This is a genomic window from Advenella sp. EE-W14 (assembly GCF_012923605.1).
Lineage (GTDB): Bacteria > Pseudomonadota > Gammaproteobacteria > Burkholderiales > Burkholderiaceae_B > Advenella > Advenella alkanexedens.
In genome coordinates, this window is the sequence record NZ_JAAVNG010000008.1 from 1 (window position 1) to 15788 (window position 15788).

Genomic DNA, 15788 nt, shown 5'->3' on the forward strand with positions numbered 1-15788 from the left:
CCATACTTCTCCAATCGGTTGCCAGTTACGTGTCTGACCTGACCAGCGGGCGGGATTGGCACGTTGAGCCTGTTGGTACAGTTCGTGGCGAGCCCGTAGGATATCCTCATCCTGGCCAGCATGGCGCTGAGCCGGTGTGACATAGCGGATTTGGCTATGACGATGTTCTTCGTTATACCACCGTACAAAGTGATGAACCCATTGCCGGGCATCTTCAATCTGGTTAAAGCCATTGGTTGGAAACCGTGGATGATATTTGCAGGTACGGAAGAGCGATTCTGAATACGCATTATCATTGGATACACGAGGGCGGCTATGCGAAGGCGTAATACCTAAACTGTCCAGTTTGGCATACAGGGTGGAGCCTTTCATGGCAGAACCATTGTCCGCGTGCAATACCAGCAGCTTATGCGCACATTTTTCACGCAGTACGGCCCGTTGAATCAGGGTAGCGCTGTTATTCATGTTTTCTGCCTCGAAGACTTCGTGACCAACGATTTTGCGGCTGTAAATATCCATAATCAGGTACAGATAAAAGGATAGGCCCCGTATTGAGGTTGGCAAATAAGTCACGTCCCAACTCCAGCAAGCATTGGGTTCATCGGCACAATGACGACGGGGCGGACCTTTATGGCGTGGTGCCGCCGCGCGCCCACGGCGATGCTGTTCACCCGCCTGACGCAGGACGCGGTAGAAGCTGGACTCTGAAGCCAGATAACATTGTTCTTCATCCAGTAACCGGGTCACGATCTGCGCAGGTGGCAGACTGGCAAACTCGGGACGGTGACAGGTATCCAGAATGGTCTGGCGCTCTTCTGCTGTCAGCGCATGGGCAGGTAAAGGATGCACCGCCTGCGGGCGTTGATCCTCAGTGCCTGTTGACCAGCGACGGTAAGTATTCAGGCCAATACCCAGTTCCTGGCACACGCGTTGCAGTCGGGCACCCGCCTTCCGGGCTTCATTGACCAATTCAACAATTTGGCAGCGATCTGTGGCATTGGTCATTTTTCCTCGTCCCCCCAGATCGCCTGGACTTTTTTTCGCAAGGCCAGGATGGCCGCCGTTTCAGCCAAGGCGGCATCTTTACGACGCAGTTTGCGCTCCAGTTCCTTGATGCGTTTACGTTCTGCTTTAGTGATTTCTGCTTGCTGTGCGGATGCTTTGGCACTGACGTCATTGGCTTGTTCACAACTGCTGCGCCACCGACGTATTTGCTCAACATACAGGCCACGACGGCGACAATATTCGGCCCGTTCAGTTTCGGATAAGGCGGCGGTTTCCAGGACAGCATTGAATTTTTCTGCCGAGCTCCAACCTTCCGGTGTGCTGGCTTGGTTTGGTAATAACCGGCCTTGATCACGTGCCTGTTTACGCCAATTGTAAAGCGTCGCTTCGGAAATGCCTTCTTCCTGGGCTAATTCAGCAACCGTTCGGTTATGGGGAGCCATTAATTTGGCCAGTATCGCTTCTCGGCGTTCGGGTGAGTATTTCATAGGAACCTTTTCTTTGCCCCCATCTTAGGATGAGTTAAATTCTAACATCGGTTGAGGTTCCAACTAGTCTGACACAGGGGGCTGGATAGATAATGCCACCGCAGGCATGGAGAATGCGTTAAAAGCGAAGCCGGATGATGTACGTGAGCAATACGAGCGACAGATCAAAGATCTACAAGAAGCTTACGGTGAGGCCATGCTGGAGTTGCGTGCCCGAAAAAAGTTGCAATCCCTGCTGGACAAGGACGAGAGCTGATACGCTCAATCTGGCAGGGACTGAAAGAGGACGGTATTGATGTCAGCATCAGCAAGCTATGTGGGTGGTTTGGGGTATCACGCCGCACTTTTTACTATCAGCCTGTCAAGGCAGCGCCGAGGCTACAACCCGCGCTAGTGAGTCGAGTTAAGGCGCTAATTGAAGACAACCCCTCTTTTGGTTATCGAACGGTAGCAGGACTGCTAAGCATGAACAAAAACACAGTGCAGCGTATTTTTCAACTTAAAGGCTGGCAGGTGCGTAAACGAGCTACTGGCATGCGACCTCGCGTACAAGCCCTCGCTTCAGTTGCTGGGTCGCCCAACGAGCACTGGGCAACGGATCTGTGCCGCATTTGGGGTGGCCGTGATGGTTGGTTAAGTTTGGCTTTAGTTATTGACTGCTATACACGAGAGTTATTAGGTTGGCAGCTCTCCAAGACGGGTAAAGCTAGCACAGCCACCTCTGCGTTAGAGCAAGCACTTCTCGCCAGATTTGGCACACTAGGTCGAGTTCCAGAACCGTTTTTATTGCGTTCAGATAATGGTTTAGTCTTCAGTAGCCGTAGTTATACGCAGTTAGTGCGCAGCTACGGGTTACGTCAGGAGTTCATTACGCCCCATTGCCCACAGCAAAATGGCATGGTGGAGCGATTAATTCGTACGCTCAAAGAGCAATGCGTACACCGCCATCGCTTTGAAAGTGTACAACACGCCAGGCGTATCATTGCTGACTGGATTTTATTCTATAACACTCAGCGCCCACATCAGGCGTTGAAAATGAAAACACCTGCTGAAGCTTATGCATTAGCAGCCTAATTTGAGCAGAAACTGCTGGGTCATTACATTCTTTATGCATTCCACGCGGAGCGTGGGAACGAGTATTTTCATTGGTATCCGTATGCGTGCCCACGCGGGAGCGTGGGCACGAGTATGAGCGAGTGTGTGCTTTCTTTCTGGTTCCCATGCTCCAGCGTGGGAACCCGTCCTGCCTCAACTCCCCGTCAAGCAGAAAGCTTATCCGTTTCTCGTTTTTTCACATCTTGTGAAATCGCCATAGGCACATATTCCGGCAACTGCACATTCTCCCGCAGTTGCTCCTGCTGCTTATGCACCCAGTCCACAATATGCTCATCCGGTTTGAACCCTTCCACCAGTAAATGAAACACATCACGTACTTTCTGGTAGTCATACGCACGAATGGAGTCATCCAAAGTCGCCAAATGAAACTTGAGTTCTTCCCATTCGGTGTGCAGTTCATTGGCCCGTTGGATCATGGGGTGTTCGGTTTTACTGACGTTGCTGCCAATGAGCAGTTCTTCGTACAGTTTTTCACCGGGGCGCAGGCCGGTGAATTTGATTTCCATTTCACCCTCGGGGTTTTCTTTAGACTTTAAGGTTAAGCCTGAAAGCTGGATCATTTTTTGAGCTAAATCCACAATCTTTACCGGTTCACCCATGTCCAGCACGAACACATCTCCGCCTTGGCCCATGGAGCCGGCCTGGATTACCAGCTGGGCGGCTTCGGGGATGGTCATGAAGTAGCGGGTAATTTCTGGGTGGGTCACGGTAAGAGGGCCACCGTTAGTGATTTGTTTGCGGAATAGCGGAATAACTGAACCGGAAGAACCCAGCACATTGCCAAAACGCACCATGGTAAAACGGGTCTGGTTGGAAAAGTGCCCGTATTCTTCTGCCCCAAACAGCACCGGGGTAGATTCCCGTGCTAAGGCCTGCAGTACTAGTTCGGCCATGCGCTTGGTACTACCCATGATATTGGTGGGGCGTACGGCCTTGTCGGTGGAAATCAGCACAAAATTCTTTACATGGGCACGAATGGCAGACTGTGCGGTATACAGGGTGCCAAAAATATTGTTTCGTACTCCTTCGGCAATATTGTGTTCCACCATGGGCACATGCTTGTAAGCGGCCGCGTGGTAAACCGTATCCACCTTCCAGCCGCTCATCACGTCAAACAGGCGGCTTTGGTTGCGAATGGAACCCAGTATGGGCACCACTTTTAAATCCAGTTGCTTGTTGCGCACATAAATACTTATTTCACGGTGAATATCGTAAAGGGCGAATTCAGAATGTTCAAATAAAATAAGTACTTTAGGTTGCAGGTGGACAATCTGGCGGCACAGTTCCGAGCCAATCGAGCCACCGGCACCGGTTACCATGACCACCTGATTTTTTACACATTGCTCAAACAGCGCCATATTGGGGGCTACGGGGTCGCGGCCCAGCAGGTCGGCAATATCCACTTCGCGCAGGTCTTGTACTTTAATTTTACCGCTGACCAGATCCATCATGCCAGGTACGGTGCGAACCAGTACCTTGTAAGGAGCCAGGGCATTAATAATTTCAAGGCGACGCGCACGGGTGGCAGAAGGAATGGCCAGCAACACCTTTTCGGTTTCGGTGTTGACAATCACCTCGCCCAATTGTTGGGGGTCAAAAACCGTTACCCCGGCAATCACACGGCCGATCAGGGTGGGGTTATCGTCTATGAACCCCACCACTTTCATGTTGCTTTCCATGTTAATGCCATTTAGCAACTGGTTGCCCGCGCGTCCAGCACCGTAAATAAGCACTTTTTTACGCTTGTCGCTTTTATTTTTGGGTTTGCCATTATAAAAAGGAATAAATACCGACAAACCGGGTGAATCCTTGCTGAAGTAATGGCGCATTAACAGCCGCAGGCCACCTGTCATTAGCAGCATGAGCAGCCAGTAAATAAAAATCACCCCACGTGGTACGACCGGGCTAGTGGGCCCGATATAAATAACAATACCCAGTAAAATCGTGGCAATGGTTACCCCTTCAAAAATGGTGGTGCTGGCCTGGGAACCCAGGTAACGCATGACCGCCCGGTAAAACCCTTTCACCACAAAAATAGGCAAAGACACCAGCGGTGCCATAATAAACAGCCAGGCATGGCCGCCAAATGGCTGGATAAAATCGGTAGTACCCAACCGCAGGTAAAAGGCCAGCCACAAAGACAGCCAGATAATGGCCACATCGGCCACCACCTGCAACAGGCGTTTGTTGTTGCGGTCCAGCCGCAGTAAACGATTCCGCAGTTTTTGTTCCAGATTGGAATCCTTTTTGGAAACCGTCATTGCCTAACTCCTGCTGGCCTGTTCCATGACATTGCGCAAAACCTGGCAGGTTTTATCTATTTCTGCCGGGGTCAGGGTGGGGTGCACCAGGAACATCAAGGACGTTTCACCCAGTTCCATGGCTACCGGCAGGCGCTGGGCCGGGCGCAGGTTGGTATTGTCGAACGCCTTTTCCAGATACACTTCAGAGCAGGAGCCGGAAAAGGCCGGCACACCTGCTGCCACCATTTCATTAATAATACGGTCGCGGTTCCAGTCGGGTTTTAACTGTTCTGGCTGCACGAACACATAGCATTTGTAGGCGGCATGTTCGCTGCCTTCGGGCACTTCCGGCACCCGCAGGGCAGGCAGCTGTTTGGCGGTTTCCCATATCTGGTTGGCGTTTTGCTGGCGAAGTCTCGTCCATTCCTGCATGCGTTCCAGCTGGATCAGGCCAAGTACGGCCTGTACTTCGGTCATGCGCCAGTTGGTACCAAAGCTCTCATGCAGCCAACGAAAACCGGGTGCATGTTCACGTTCGTACACGGCTTCCCAGCTTTTGCCATGGTCCTTATAGGCCCACATTTTTAACCAGTAATCCCGGTTATTGGTGGTAACCATGCCACCTTCACCTCCGGTGGTCATGATTTTGTCCTGGCAGAAAGACCAGGCACCAATATCCCCAATGCTGCCCACTGGTTGGCCTTTGTAAATGGCCCCATGCGCCTGGGCGCAATCTTCCACCACATACAGGCCATGCTCCCGGGCCAGGGCCATAATCGGGTCCATATCGCAGGGCCAGCCTGCCAGGTGTACGCATACAATGGCTTTGGTGTTGGGCGTTAATACGGCCTTGATGGTTTCCGCGGTAATGTTTTGCGAATCACGGCTAACATCGGCAAACACCGGTTTGGCACCGGTATTGATAATGCTGGACACCGAAGCCAGGAAGGTGCGGGAAGTCACGATAACCTCATCACCCGGGCCAATATCCAATGCCTTGAAAGCCAGGTCCAGCGCCAGCGTGCCGTTTACCACGGCTACTGCATGGGCGGTATCAGTCCAGGCGGCAAAGGCTTTTTCAAAATCCCGGCATTTCGTGCCTGTCCAGTAATTAACCTTGTTGGACAAAATAACATCACGAACGGCATCGGCTTCTTCAACGGTGAAAGAGGGCCAGGGAGAAAAGGGGGTGTTTAGCATGATGAAAATTCAGAATTGATTTAGAAATGAAGTTTTAAACTGCGGAGAAATGGGGACTTCAATTTACTGGTACTTGAACCAATGTGTCGCACTTGGCAAACCCTTGTCCAATCTTATATTCGTAAGAGGGTAAGGGGAGATCTTGATAATCATTGATTAGCATCTGCACGTGGTTAGCACCAGCCAGATGAGTGAAAGGATAACCACCACCAAAACGTGGATTGAACTCAAGTAAATAAAACTTGCCATCCCGTTCCAGGAAATCACAATCCAAATTGCCACGATGAGAAAGCATACCAGAGATTTTAGCTACCAATGCCTCGAATAATTTTGGATCAACAGTCACGGCTTTATCTGTTTCACCGGCACGCATTGCCAATTTTTTTTTGGCTGTAAATCCAATGAAATTCTCTTTTTTTCCATATAGCAAATCAACACCATATTCATGCCCTTGGATCAACTCTTGAATAATCACTGAGCTTTCTGAACCGAGTTCAGCAAGTATGCTTTTTGTTACTGCTCGCTGACACTGGATAAAGCCTTCAACGAGCTCTTCAGGAGAGTCAACTATAAAAAGCCCAATGGAAGCACTTCCCCAACGGGGTTTAACAATGAGTGGGAAGGTGACTTCACCTGTGGCTAGTGCTGTTTTAGCATCCTCCAAGTTTAGATAGGTAGCAGGTGTATCAATACCAGCTTCTTTGGCAAAGCGGTATGTAAGCCATTTATCAGCACATATTTCTAGTGTTTTAACTGGTGGTACATATAAAGTTGCACCGGTTTCTTTTTCAAACTCTTCCCGGTTCTCTGATAACAGACCTACCTCAAGATCGTTAAGAGAAAATATCATATTGATATTTTCTTTAATGACAATCTCTTTCAGATTATTGAGATAGTTATCAGCAAAAACACCGGGTACTTGTGCTTTAACATCACATGCCTGTAATGCTGGAGCAGATAAATCCATATCAGTACCCACTACTTTTCCATAGCCAGCAAGCACATTTTGAAAATAGGAGGCAAGGTAGTGGCGTCGGCCAGCACACGTAAGTAATACATTCATGGTTTTTTAATGTCTTTTAAAAATTTTTCAACTTTATTGTATGAATAAATATTCATTGCATCGCTTTATAAATATTAAGATCAGACTTAAAATTATCTAGGAATAGGGAATAAATGTATCTATCTAAATATTTGCCACGATGCCATGAGTGTTTTTTTAAAGTACCTTCTTTGAAAAAAGAAAATTTTTCGTAAAACTTACATGCTTTTTCATTCCCTTCAGAAACATAAAGAGTGATTTTCCTCAAATTTAACTCATCTTTTGCGTATTTGAGGGTGCACTCTAATAGGTAACTGCCAATACCCTTGGCAGAAAAATTCTCAGAAACAAAAATATAGAGCTCCGCATTTCCATGTTTGTTATTGATATTAACCAAACCAGAAAAAGCAATTGCTTTATCTTTTTCTCTTAAAACAAAGTCTTTTCGATTCGTATTGTTGGAAATAGAATTGGCCCATGCTTCAGTTTTTTTTACCGTTGCAGGAACTTCAATAAAAATACCTGAAAGTACATCATAAGAGTTTATTGCTGCGACTCTTTGCTCAACATCGTTAGATGAAAAAACATCAAATTTGTAAATTTTATTTTTCATTTAATTTTTCTCTGTATTTATCTAAAGGTCCTTGAGGAGCGGCTTCTAAGACATCACTACCCTGAAAAACTTTTTGTATTGTTTTGAATATTATTTTTATATCCAATAAAAAATTTATTTTTTTTACATACTCAACGTCTAATGCTAGCTTTTCTTCCCATGTAATAGCATTTCGTCCAGATATTTGAGCTAAACCAGTTAACCCTGGCCGAACATTATGTCGTTTACTTTCTTCTTCTGTGTAATAAGGAATATATCTAGTAAGTAACGGTCGTGGCCCTACGATACTCATATCTCCTTTAAGGATATTCCATAACTCTGGGAGTTCATCCAGGCTTGTTTTGCGTAGAAATCTACCAAAATCGGTCAATCGTTCACTATCTGGAAGGGGGTCTCCTTGAGCATCATATGCATCGCGCATAGTGCGAAATTTAACCATGGTAAAGGGCTTGCCGTTCAAGCCAGGCCGAACCTGACGGAATAGTACAGGAGAGCCCAGTTTGCGTCTGATTTGCCATGCAACTATGGCAATGATAGGTGATAGCAGAAGCAGGGCAATAGCCGAGGCAAGAATATCAAATATTCGTTTAATCATAAAGTATATTTTTGGGTAATGTAGAAAGAAAAATTTAATGTATTTGGTATTTGTTAATTAAGGCCTTGCCTGTTTGTAATGACATGGAGTTTACAGTTGCTTTACTCCTTGGTTCTTTTTATTGTATGGAGGGATACCGAATATCAATCATCATGCATTAGCTTTTCATATACGTGGGAGTGATACCCACACATACCGTTGTTAAATTGATCATCTTGCCGTAAAGGTTCTTCACAGATAGAGCATTTTGTGTAATCAAGTTCTGCCTCACACCATAAGCAGTGTTGTTCACTGACTACGAATGTATCTCGTCTACATGTCAAACATGTTTCTACATCAGGTTCACCACCATCACGTGGGTCGTAATAATGTTCTTTATTAAGTTCTTTAATCATTAGTGGGGCGATTAGGTCACTATGACCACATGCTACACAGTCGTACCTAAAAAATTTGTCTTGCTCTTGAACACTTGCTTCGTTGTCAATGTCCTCAAGGTGCGGACGTAGTAGTGATGAGCCACATTCCTTGCATTGGCACTTGTCAAGGTAGTCTTGCATTAGTTCAGGTATGTCTGCTTCAGCCCAAGCAGTGTTACAAGCCGCTCTGGTACTTATAAAGAAATTATGATGTTCAAGCATAATTTCCCAAGATTTTCCAAGCAGTTCAGCAGGTTTCTCATTGAGTTGTTTTTCTACAAAATCATGTAGTATTGGAAACAGCTCAGCGATGAAGTCAGCAACCTGCCCAAGCGTATGTGCTGGGTGTAAGTGTTCTAAATGGTTGCGACACTCCTGTAGTGTATCTATCGTTTTCCAATCTACGTCTATGTCAAAACTTTCGAAGCGTTTTTTGATAGTACTAACGTCAATAGTTGTACGCTTGAAGTTTCCCATGGGGTGCCACTTGATTCCACCATTTCCATCTGATTTAGGCAAAACTTCTGGTGGATTAAAAATAAGCGTTGCTGCATCCTCAGGGTTATCGACCGATATAGCGATTTTGTATTTGAATAAAAGTAAAACTCCTGCAAATAAATTTCGTATAGCGGATAAGGTACGAGCTGGATCACCGCCTTGTGCCATCGTAAGTTGACTACGCTGGAAGTCTTCGATTCCAAGACGAATTGATGTAAGGGCATTTTCTTTTAATTTCTCAACATCTAAAGCAGGTATTTTCATTTTATTTTTTGATTAAATATTAGAAACAAGAATGAATTATTCAAGTTAAGTGTAATGACATAGGTTTTATGAGCCAAGAAACTTTTTTATTCTAACTGCCTAATAAAAAATCAAAATATTCTTTATGTTTTTCAGATTTTGAATTGAATTTAGTTACTCCAAAGCCATTAGCAAATAGACTCCTGAATTCATCTTTATTGAACCAAGGTTCATTGTTAAGAATAATGTCAGTCGATGATGTTTTTATGGTTTTTAGTATGAATTTTATGTTTTTTTGGGTTTCGCTGTTTGGTAGCTTAAAAGGGCCATCAGTATTTTTTTCTATAACTTCAAATATGCCTTCTAGATAATATTCTGTTGGATTTCCTTGTTGTCCAGAAATGATATATAACTTGTCTCCCTTAATAATATTAATGTTTTTATTGGTATAAGAATTTTCTTTACTAAATTTTCCTTGAGTTTTACGGTTATGATAAGCATGCCATTCATTCATTATTTTACCTGTGAAATTTATTTTTTTAATTAGTTAGTTTTTATCATCTTTCCGCTTTAAAAGCGAGGGTAACAACAATTCTTCTATAGGGGCGGCCACTTTTTAAGTGACCGTTTTTTTGAGATCCTGTAATCATCGCAAACCAGAAGAAACAAGATGGTAAAGTTGTTGTGCAAAGTAAGATATCTGAAGCTTGTCTTTCATTTCGGGACTTACAGCATAGCTTGCGCTCATGTTATTCTCAATAGAAAAAAAACAATCTACCAGAGCGGCATGGTTTGCATCACAGACGATACCCGTTTCATGCTTCCTTACCCAACGTGCTACAGCGGTATTTTGTCCACATACAGCCAATACCCCAGCTCCTGATAACGCATATCCAGAAGACTTACTGGGAAAGGCGTATTTTGTTACTTCGTCGTCAATGGGTAATAGCGCCCATTTATGCTGGTTAACTAGATCTGCCGCTTCAGTGGCGGGTATAAAGCCATGGTATTGCACTTGTTCATAACTGTTAGCAAGTGTTTGGATGTCTGGTGCATGTACCCCACCGCCAGCAAATGTAAAGCATAATTTACCGCCTTGCTTCAAATAGTCCTGAATCGCTGTCAACAGCAAAGGAATACGCTGTAAACGGCCAGCATTTCCGCAGAAAACGATGTCCTTTGTACGCTGCGCCATAGGTACAGGAGTTACCTCAAAAGAAGGATTATCCAGTAAGTGTATTGGACTTGAGGTATTACTCCTTTGCTGGATATAAGCCTTCATATCCTCTGTGAGAGTGATAATCGCTGATGCATGGCGCAGGGTATAGTTATCTATTGCCTGGAGCAGTCGAAAAAGTAGTTTGTTAACTGGCACCACGATATTAGCGGCTTCCGGGTGGATATCTTGCAGGTGGTATATATATTGTGCGCCAAATAAACGGCAATATAGTGCAACAATAAATGGCACCACTACAGGCGGATTAGTAGAAACGTACACACTTGCAGGTTTGGCACGCACAAGGCTAATGAAAGTCCACAACATGAAAAAAACAGCTTCTGCAATCCGTTTTACCAAGCTACTGGCTGAAGTTGTATAGGCTTTACATGCCCGAATCTGAATCCCTTCACCCCGACCTTCTTTTGCTAATAAGGCAGCAAGATCATTTTCAGCTTGAGTAATAACACATACTGAATGGTGTTGTGCAGCCTGTTCAGCAAATTGTAAAAGCCCTTCACCAATAACCTGGCTTTTAGGCCAGAAGCTGCGATTTACTATTGCAATATCAGTCTTTTTTTTGCCCATAATTGTTATATTTTAATATTGTTTCCAAACAGTTCGCATCACATAGTCCCGATAACTATGGATAATGCGTACTACCTTATCAGACACGTTAGGCATGCTGTAGTCTGCCACCAAACGCAAGCTGCGTTCAGTTCCCCGGCTCTGGCTTTCCAGAATCTGTAGCCCTTGCAAAATACGTTCCTTTTCAAGCCCAACCATCATGGCCGCTGCTTCTTCCATACCTTCTGGACGTTCATGCGCTTCGCGTATATTCAGTGCGGGAAAGTTCAGGATGGAAGATTCTTCATTTATCGTACCGCTGTCTGACAGTACTGCCTTTGCGCTGAGTTGAAGTTTGTTGTAGTCTTTGAAACCTAATGGTTTTAACAACTGTATATTTTTATGGAACTTAGCGTTCAGCGTATCAACTCGTTTTTGGGTGCGCGGGTGCGTGGATACGATTACAGGGTAGTCATACTGCTCGGCTACTGCATTCAGGCAATCTACTAACTTAAAGAAATTCTTTTCCGAATCAATGTTTTCTTCCCGGTGTGCACTCACTACAAAAAACTTAGCAGGTTCAAGCCCTAGTCGCTCCAGCACATTTGATTGTTCAATACCATCTCGATAATGATTCAATACTTCAAACATGGGGCTGCCAGTTTTAATAACCATATCTGGAGGCAAACCTTCACGTAACAGATAGTCCCGGGCAATGGTGCTGTAGGTAAGATTGATATCTGCCGTATGATCTACAATACGGCGATTGATTTCTTCAGGTACTCGCATGTCAAAGCAGCGGTTTCCTGCCTCCATGTGGAAAGTTGGGATTTTACGACGTTTTGCAGGTATGACTGCCATACAGCTATTGGTATCACCCAGAACAAGCAGGGCCTCTGGTTGTACTTCAGCCAAAACCCGGTCAACAGTAATAATCACATTACCAATGGTTTCTGCACCGGTGGCTCCGGCTGCATTCAGGAAATAATCCGGCTTACGAATGCCCAGATCCTGGAAGAAAATTTCATTGAGTTCGTAATCATAATTCTGGCCTGTATGTACCAATATATGATTGCAATGTTCATCCAGTTTTGCCATTACTCGGGAAAGACGAATAATTTCCGGACGAGTACCCACCACGGTTACTACTTTTAATTTTTTCATTTCAAACCTTTGTGCAACTCAAGCTGCTGTACCCACTGCCATGGCATAGGTATCAGGCTTCTCTCTATCAAAAATTTCATTGGCCCATAGCATGACGACCATTTCATCATTGCCCACATTGGTAATGTCATGTGTCCAGCCTGGTACTGTTTCAACAATTTCCGGTTCATCGCCAGAAGTAAACAACTCATAAAACTCACCAGTAACAATGTGGCGGAAGCGAAAGCAGGCTTTCCCCTTGATAACCAAAAATTTCTCTGTTTTTGAGTGGTGATAATGACCGCCACGGGTAATGCCAGGGTGTGCAGTAAAGAAAGAAAACTGTCCAGAGTCTTGAGTCTTAAGCATTTCTACAAACACTCCCCGCTGATCACCATGTTTGGGGACTGAATAAGTAAAACTTTCTGGAGGCATGTAGCTTAAATAAGTAGAGTAGAGCGCCCGAGTTAATCCGGTGCCTACTGCTTCGGTAGTCAGGGTTTCGCGACTGTCGCGGAAACGCTCAAGCTGAGCAGCCAGTTCGCCTACTGTAATATCATAAACAGGCGCAACTTCCATGAACTGCTGACCCTCAACTTTTCCATCCATCAGCGCCATGAAGTGTTCAAGTACATTGTCAATATATACCAGATTAATTACAGCATTAGTGTCGTTGATTTGAATGGGCAGGCCGCGCACAATGTTGTGGCAGAAGGTGGCTACGGCAGAGTTGTAATTCGGTTTTGCCCACTTACCAAAAACATTGGGTAAACGGAATATATGTACTGGAAAACCGTTATTTGCCAGTTCAAGTAACGCTTGCTCAGCCGCTTTTTTGCTGCTGCCATAGGAGTTGTCGCGCTCAGCCTGAATGGATGAGGTATAAATTACTGGTATTTTTTTGCCAGAGTTCACAATAGCACTGCATAATGCCTGAGTCAGGTCAGTATTGCCGCTGATGAATTCCTGCGGATCAGTGGGGCGATTCACGCCCGCAAGATGAAAGATGAAATCCACCTGTGAAACCAACTCTGGCAGTTGATTCACCGATTGATCGCGGGTAAATAAGATGACCTCTATATCTTTACGTTCTGCAAGATGAACTTGCAGGTTACGTCCTACAAAACCATTTGAACCCGTTATTAAGACTCGCATTACTTACTCCTCTGGTACGACGTGTTCGCCGCGTTGTATCGCTTGCATGAATTCCAGTTTCAACAAGAGCTTTTGCATTCCTTCCACATCCAGGCGCTCAGTGTTGTGTGAGTTATAGTCTTCACTATGGGTGATCTTTTCTTCACCCTGTTCCACATATTTTGTATAGTTAAGATCGCGTAAATCGGGTGGTACCCGGTAGTATTGGCCCATATCTTCTGCAGCCGCCATTTCTTCTCTGCTTAAAAGCGCTTCGTACAGCTTTTCCCCGTGGCGGGTACCAATTACTTCAATGGGATGCTCCGGTTTACCCAGTAAACCGGTTAGTGCTTTGGCAAGTGTTTCAATGGTGGCAGCGGGTGCTTTTTGAATGAAAATATCCCCATTGTTGCCGTGTTCAAAAGCATGCAGAACCAAGTCAACAGCATCAGATAGAGTCATCATGAAGCGGGTCATGTCTGGGTCGGTCAGCGTTAATGCCTTACCAGCCCTGATCTGATCAATAAACAGGGGGATTACAGAACCGCGGGAGGCCATGACGTTACCGTAACGGGTACCACAGATAACCGTCTTGTCATCTTCGGCATGCCGAGATTTGGCTACCATTACCTTTTCCATCATCGCTTTTGAAATGCCCATGGCATTGATAGGGTATACGGCTTTGTCTGTGCTTAGGCAGACTACACGTTTCACTTGGTTCTGGATAGCAGCTTCCAACACATTTTCAGTACCCACGATATTAGTTTTTACAGCTTCCATGGGATGAAATTCGCAAGACGGTACCTGTTTTAATGCGGCGGCATGAAATATATAATCTACGCCACGAGTAGCATTAAGTACGCTTTGGTAATCACGTACATCACCGATATAAAACTTGAGTTTAGAACTGGCATAACGCTTGCGCATGTCATCCTGTTTTTTTTCATCACGACTGAATATACGGATTTCTGCCAGATCGGTATTCAGGAAGCGTTTCAAAACAGCGTTGCCAAAAGAGCCGGTTCCGCCAGTGATTAACAAAGTCTTATGCTTGAAGAGCATTTAATTGATCCTTACTTTTTATGATAAGCGTATTTAAATAGCGCGATATTGGCTTCTATGGCATCGCGCTGTGAGAATTTGTTTTTTGCCCAAGCTAATACATTTTGGCGCATAGCGAGGTGCTCTTCTGGTGACATGGTAGCCAGATTATTGAGCACATCACTGAAGGCATCAGGGTTGGTTAACGGTAAATCCCAGCCGATGCCGAGCTCTTGAAGATTTCGCCAAGGCGTAGTATTTGCGATTAAAATCGGCAACCCAGCACAGAGTGCCTCTGCAATGACATGACCGTAATTTTCTCCTTTGGTAGGAAAGAAAAATAAATCATAATTTCTAAGTGTATTGATTACATTGTCAGGGGTTAGATTACCCTTGTAATTAACTTGGATATGAGGAGGTAAAGTTTTAATGGCTGTTTCACATTGCTGCCAATAATCCACATCCTCAATAGGTCCATAAATATCATATGTAAGTGGTTGTTGAACTTTTTTCAGTATTTCAAGTGCGAAGAGAAGATTCTTTTTAGGAGAAATGCGAGATATAAAAACAGTATTTAATGAGTTTGAAGTTGTATTAATATCTTTTGCAAACTCTTGTGTTCCAATATCTTCGGCTATATGAATGTCAACGTTATGGCCAAGTACACGACGAATATCGTTTGCTTCATAATTACTTGATGCCTGAAAGATGATACCTTTGTGTAACCTCAATAATTTAAACAAGAATATGAAAATTCGTTTTTTAGAAGATTTTAGAGATAACGCACCCTCTGAAAACTCTCCCCTGGGACCAAGTACGATTTTTTTATTTAGTGTTTTGGAAATTAGTAAAGGGAAAAAAGAAAAACGGAAGGAGAAGAAACTATTAAGGTAAACAATATCGTAATCTTTATTACGTAAAATCCGTGCAGTTTGTGTGTAACCACTTTTACCCGGTTTAATATAGAAAACAGAAGCTTTGCCTACTTGATTCCAATCCCCACTGGTTATAGAAGTATATGGAAAAGTATCACCTAGATCTCTATCGCTGGTTATAAGCTTAAAGTTTATTTCATCACCTGTTTGATCAAATAGGTTTTTTATTGTTTTTATAGGACCTCCACCTTTGTAACCAGGGAGATAACTGCCTGTAAAACATAGAATATTCATATTAAAATATTTAGTCCAAATTATAATTGGATTATTAAATAAAATTACTTAATAATATT

General features: G+C 44.4%; 13 protein-coding genes and 2 pseudogenes. 2 read left to right on the top strand and 13 right to left on the bottom strand.

The genetic code is table 11. From position 1 onward, the window contains the following. A pseudogene (locus tag HCX92_RS05615) lies at window positions 1–1493 on the bottom strand (IS3 family transposase); the annotation flags it as partial. Between the two features lie 97 nt (window positions 1494–1590). Between HCX92_RS05615 and HCX92_RS05620 the strand changes: the two are divergent. Both HCX92_RS05620 and HCX92_RS05625 read left to right on the top strand, forming a co-directional pair. Continuing rightward, a pseudogene (locus tag HCX92_RS05620) lies at window positions 1591–1749 on the top strand (DUF1153 domain-containing protein); the annotation flags it as partial. 47 nt (window positions 1750–1796) lie between these two features. Then, a complete protein-coding gene (locus HCX92_RS05625; protein ID WP_371808399.1) occupies window positions 1797–2567 on the top strand; it encodes an IS3 family transposase in 771 nt (256 codons plus the stop codon). Window positions 2568–2752: 185 nt separating this feature from the next. Here the strand turns inward: HCX92_RS05625 and HCX92_RS05630 are convergent, their stop codons facing one another. From HCX92_RS05630 to HCX92_RS05685, 12 genes are all read right to left on the bottom strand, one after another. After that, complete coding sequence (locus HCX92_RS05630) at window positions 2753–4870, bottom strand: nucleoside-diphosphate sugar epimerase/dehydratase (protein ID WP_169293967.1); 2118 nt, start codon at window positions 4868–4870, stop codon at window positions 2753–2755. Window positions 4871–4873: 3 nt separating this feature from the next. Beyond that, window positions 4874–6052, bottom strand: a complete 1179-nt coding sequence (locus HCX92_RS05635) for a DegT/DnrJ/EryC1/StrS aminotransferase family protein (RefSeq protein ID WP_169293968.1) — start codon at window positions 6050–6052, stop codon at window positions 4874–4876. Window positions 6053–6110: 58 nt separating this feature from the next. Continuing rightward, window positions 6111–7115, bottom strand: coding sequence for an ATP-grasp domain-containing protein (locus HCX92_RS05640; RefSeq protein WP_169293969.1), 1005 nt, complete (start codon window positions 7113–7115; stop codon window positions 6111–6113). 52 nt (window positions 7116–7167) lie between these two features. Then, entirely contained in the window at window positions 7168–7707 is a 540-nt protein-coding gene (locus tag HCX92_RS05645) for a GNAT family N-acetyltransferase (RefSeq protein WP_169293970.1), read from the bottom strand. Then, a complete protein-coding gene (locus HCX92_RS05650; protein WP_169293971.1) occupies window positions 7697–8302 on the bottom strand; it encodes a sugar transferase in 606 nt (201 codons plus the stop codon). Before HCX92_RS05650 ends, HCX92_RS05645 begins: the two co-directional genes overlap by 11 nt. Window positions 8303–8445: 143 nt before the next feature. Beyond that, window positions 8446–9480 (bottom strand): hypothetical protein, encoded by a 1035-nt coding sequence (locus HCX92_RS05655; RefSeq protein WP_169293972.1) that lies wholly within the window; start codon window positions 9478–9480, stop codon window positions 8446–8448. Window positions 9481–9571: 91 nt separating this feature from the next. Beyond that, complete coding sequence (locus HCX92_RS05660; RefSeq protein ID WP_169293973.1) at window positions 9572–9973, bottom strand: hypothetical protein; 402 nt, start codon at window positions 9971–9973, stop codon at window positions 9572–9574. A 132-nt stretch (window positions 9974–10105) separates the two neighbouring features. Continuing rightward, window positions 10106–11263, bottom strand: a complete 1158-nt coding sequence (locus tag HCX92_RS05665) for a glycosyltransferase family 4 protein (RefSeq protein ID WP_169293974.1) — start codon at window positions 11261–11263, stop codon at window positions 10106–10108. 12 nt (window positions 11264–11275) lie between these two features. Then, window positions 11276–12406, bottom strand: a complete 1131-nt coding sequence (wecB, locus tag HCX92_RS05670) for a non-hydrolyzing UDP-N-acetylglucosamine 2-epimerase (protein ID WP_169293975.1) — start codon at window positions 12404–12406, stop codon at window positions 11276–11278. 18 nt (window positions 12407–12424) lie between these two features. Then, window positions 12425–13540: a capsular polysaccharide biosynthesis protein CapF gene (locus HCX92_RS05675; RefSeq protein ID WP_169293976.1), complete on the bottom strand. Its 1116-nt coding sequence runs from the start codon at window positions 13538–13540 to the stop codon at window positions 12425–12427. Window positions 13541–13543: 3 nt separating this feature from the next. After that, window positions 13544–14581 carry a polysaccharide biosynthesis protein gene (locus HCX92_RS05680; protein WP_169293977.1) on the bottom strand — a complete coding sequence of 346 codons (1038 nt, stop codon included), beginning with the start codon at window positions 14579–14581 and terminating at the stop codon, window positions 13544–13546. Between the two features lie 11 nt (window positions 14582–14592). Beyond that, entirely contained in the window at window positions 14593–15729 is a 1137-nt protein-coding gene (locus tag HCX92_RS05685) for a glycosyltransferase family 4 protein (protein ID WP_169293978.1), read from the bottom strand. Between the last annotated feature and the right edge of the window lie 59 nt (window positions 15730–15788).

Coding starts and splice junctions, on each gene's coding strand:
- HCX92_RS05630 (WP_169293967.1), bottom strand. CDS start 4,870: ATGACGGTTTCCAAAAAGGATTCCAATCTGGAACAAAAACTGCGGAAT.
- HCX92_RS05635 (WP_169293968.1), bottom strand. CDS start 6,052: ATGCTAAACACCCCCTTTTCTCCCTGGCCCTCTTTCACCGTTGAAGAA.
- HCX92_RS05640 (WP_169293969.1), bottom strand. CDS start 7,115: ATGAATGTATTACTTACGTGTGCTGGCCGACGCCACTACCTTGCCTCC.
- HCX92_RS05645 (WP_169293970.1), bottom strand. CDS start 7,707: ATGAAAAATAAAATTTACAAATTTGATGTTTTTTCATCTAACGATGTT.
- HCX92_RS05650 (WP_169293971.1), bottom strand. CDS start 8,302: ATGATTAAACGAATATTTGATATTCTTGCCTCGGCTATTGCCCTGCTT.
- HCX92_RS05655 (WP_169293972.1), bottom strand. CDS start 9,480: ATGAAAATACCTGCTTTAGATGTTGAGAAATTAAAAGAAAATGCCCTT.
- HCX92_RS05660 (WP_169293973.1), bottom strand. CDS start 9,973: ATGAATGAATGGCATGCTTATCATAACCGTAAAACTCAAGGAAAATTT.
- HCX92_RS05665 (WP_169293974.1), bottom strand. CDS start 11,263: ATGGGCAAAAAAAAGACTGATATTGCAATAGTAAATCGCAGCTTCTGG.
- wecB (WP_169293975.1), bottom strand. CDS start 12,406: ATGAAAAAATTAAAAGTAGTAACCGTGGTGGGTACTCGTCCGGAAATT.
- HCX92_RS05675 (WP_169293976.1), bottom strand. CDS start 13,540: ATGCGAGTCTTAATAACGGGTTCAAATGGTTTTGTAGGACGTAACCTG.
- HCX92_RS05680 (WP_169293977.1), bottom strand. CDS start 14,581: ATGCTCTTCAAGCATAAGACTTTGTTAATCACTGGCGGAACCGGCTCT.
- HCX92_RS05685 (WP_169293978.1), bottom strand. CDS start 15,729: ATGAATATTCTATGTTTTACAGGCAGTTATCTCCCTGGTTACAAAGGT.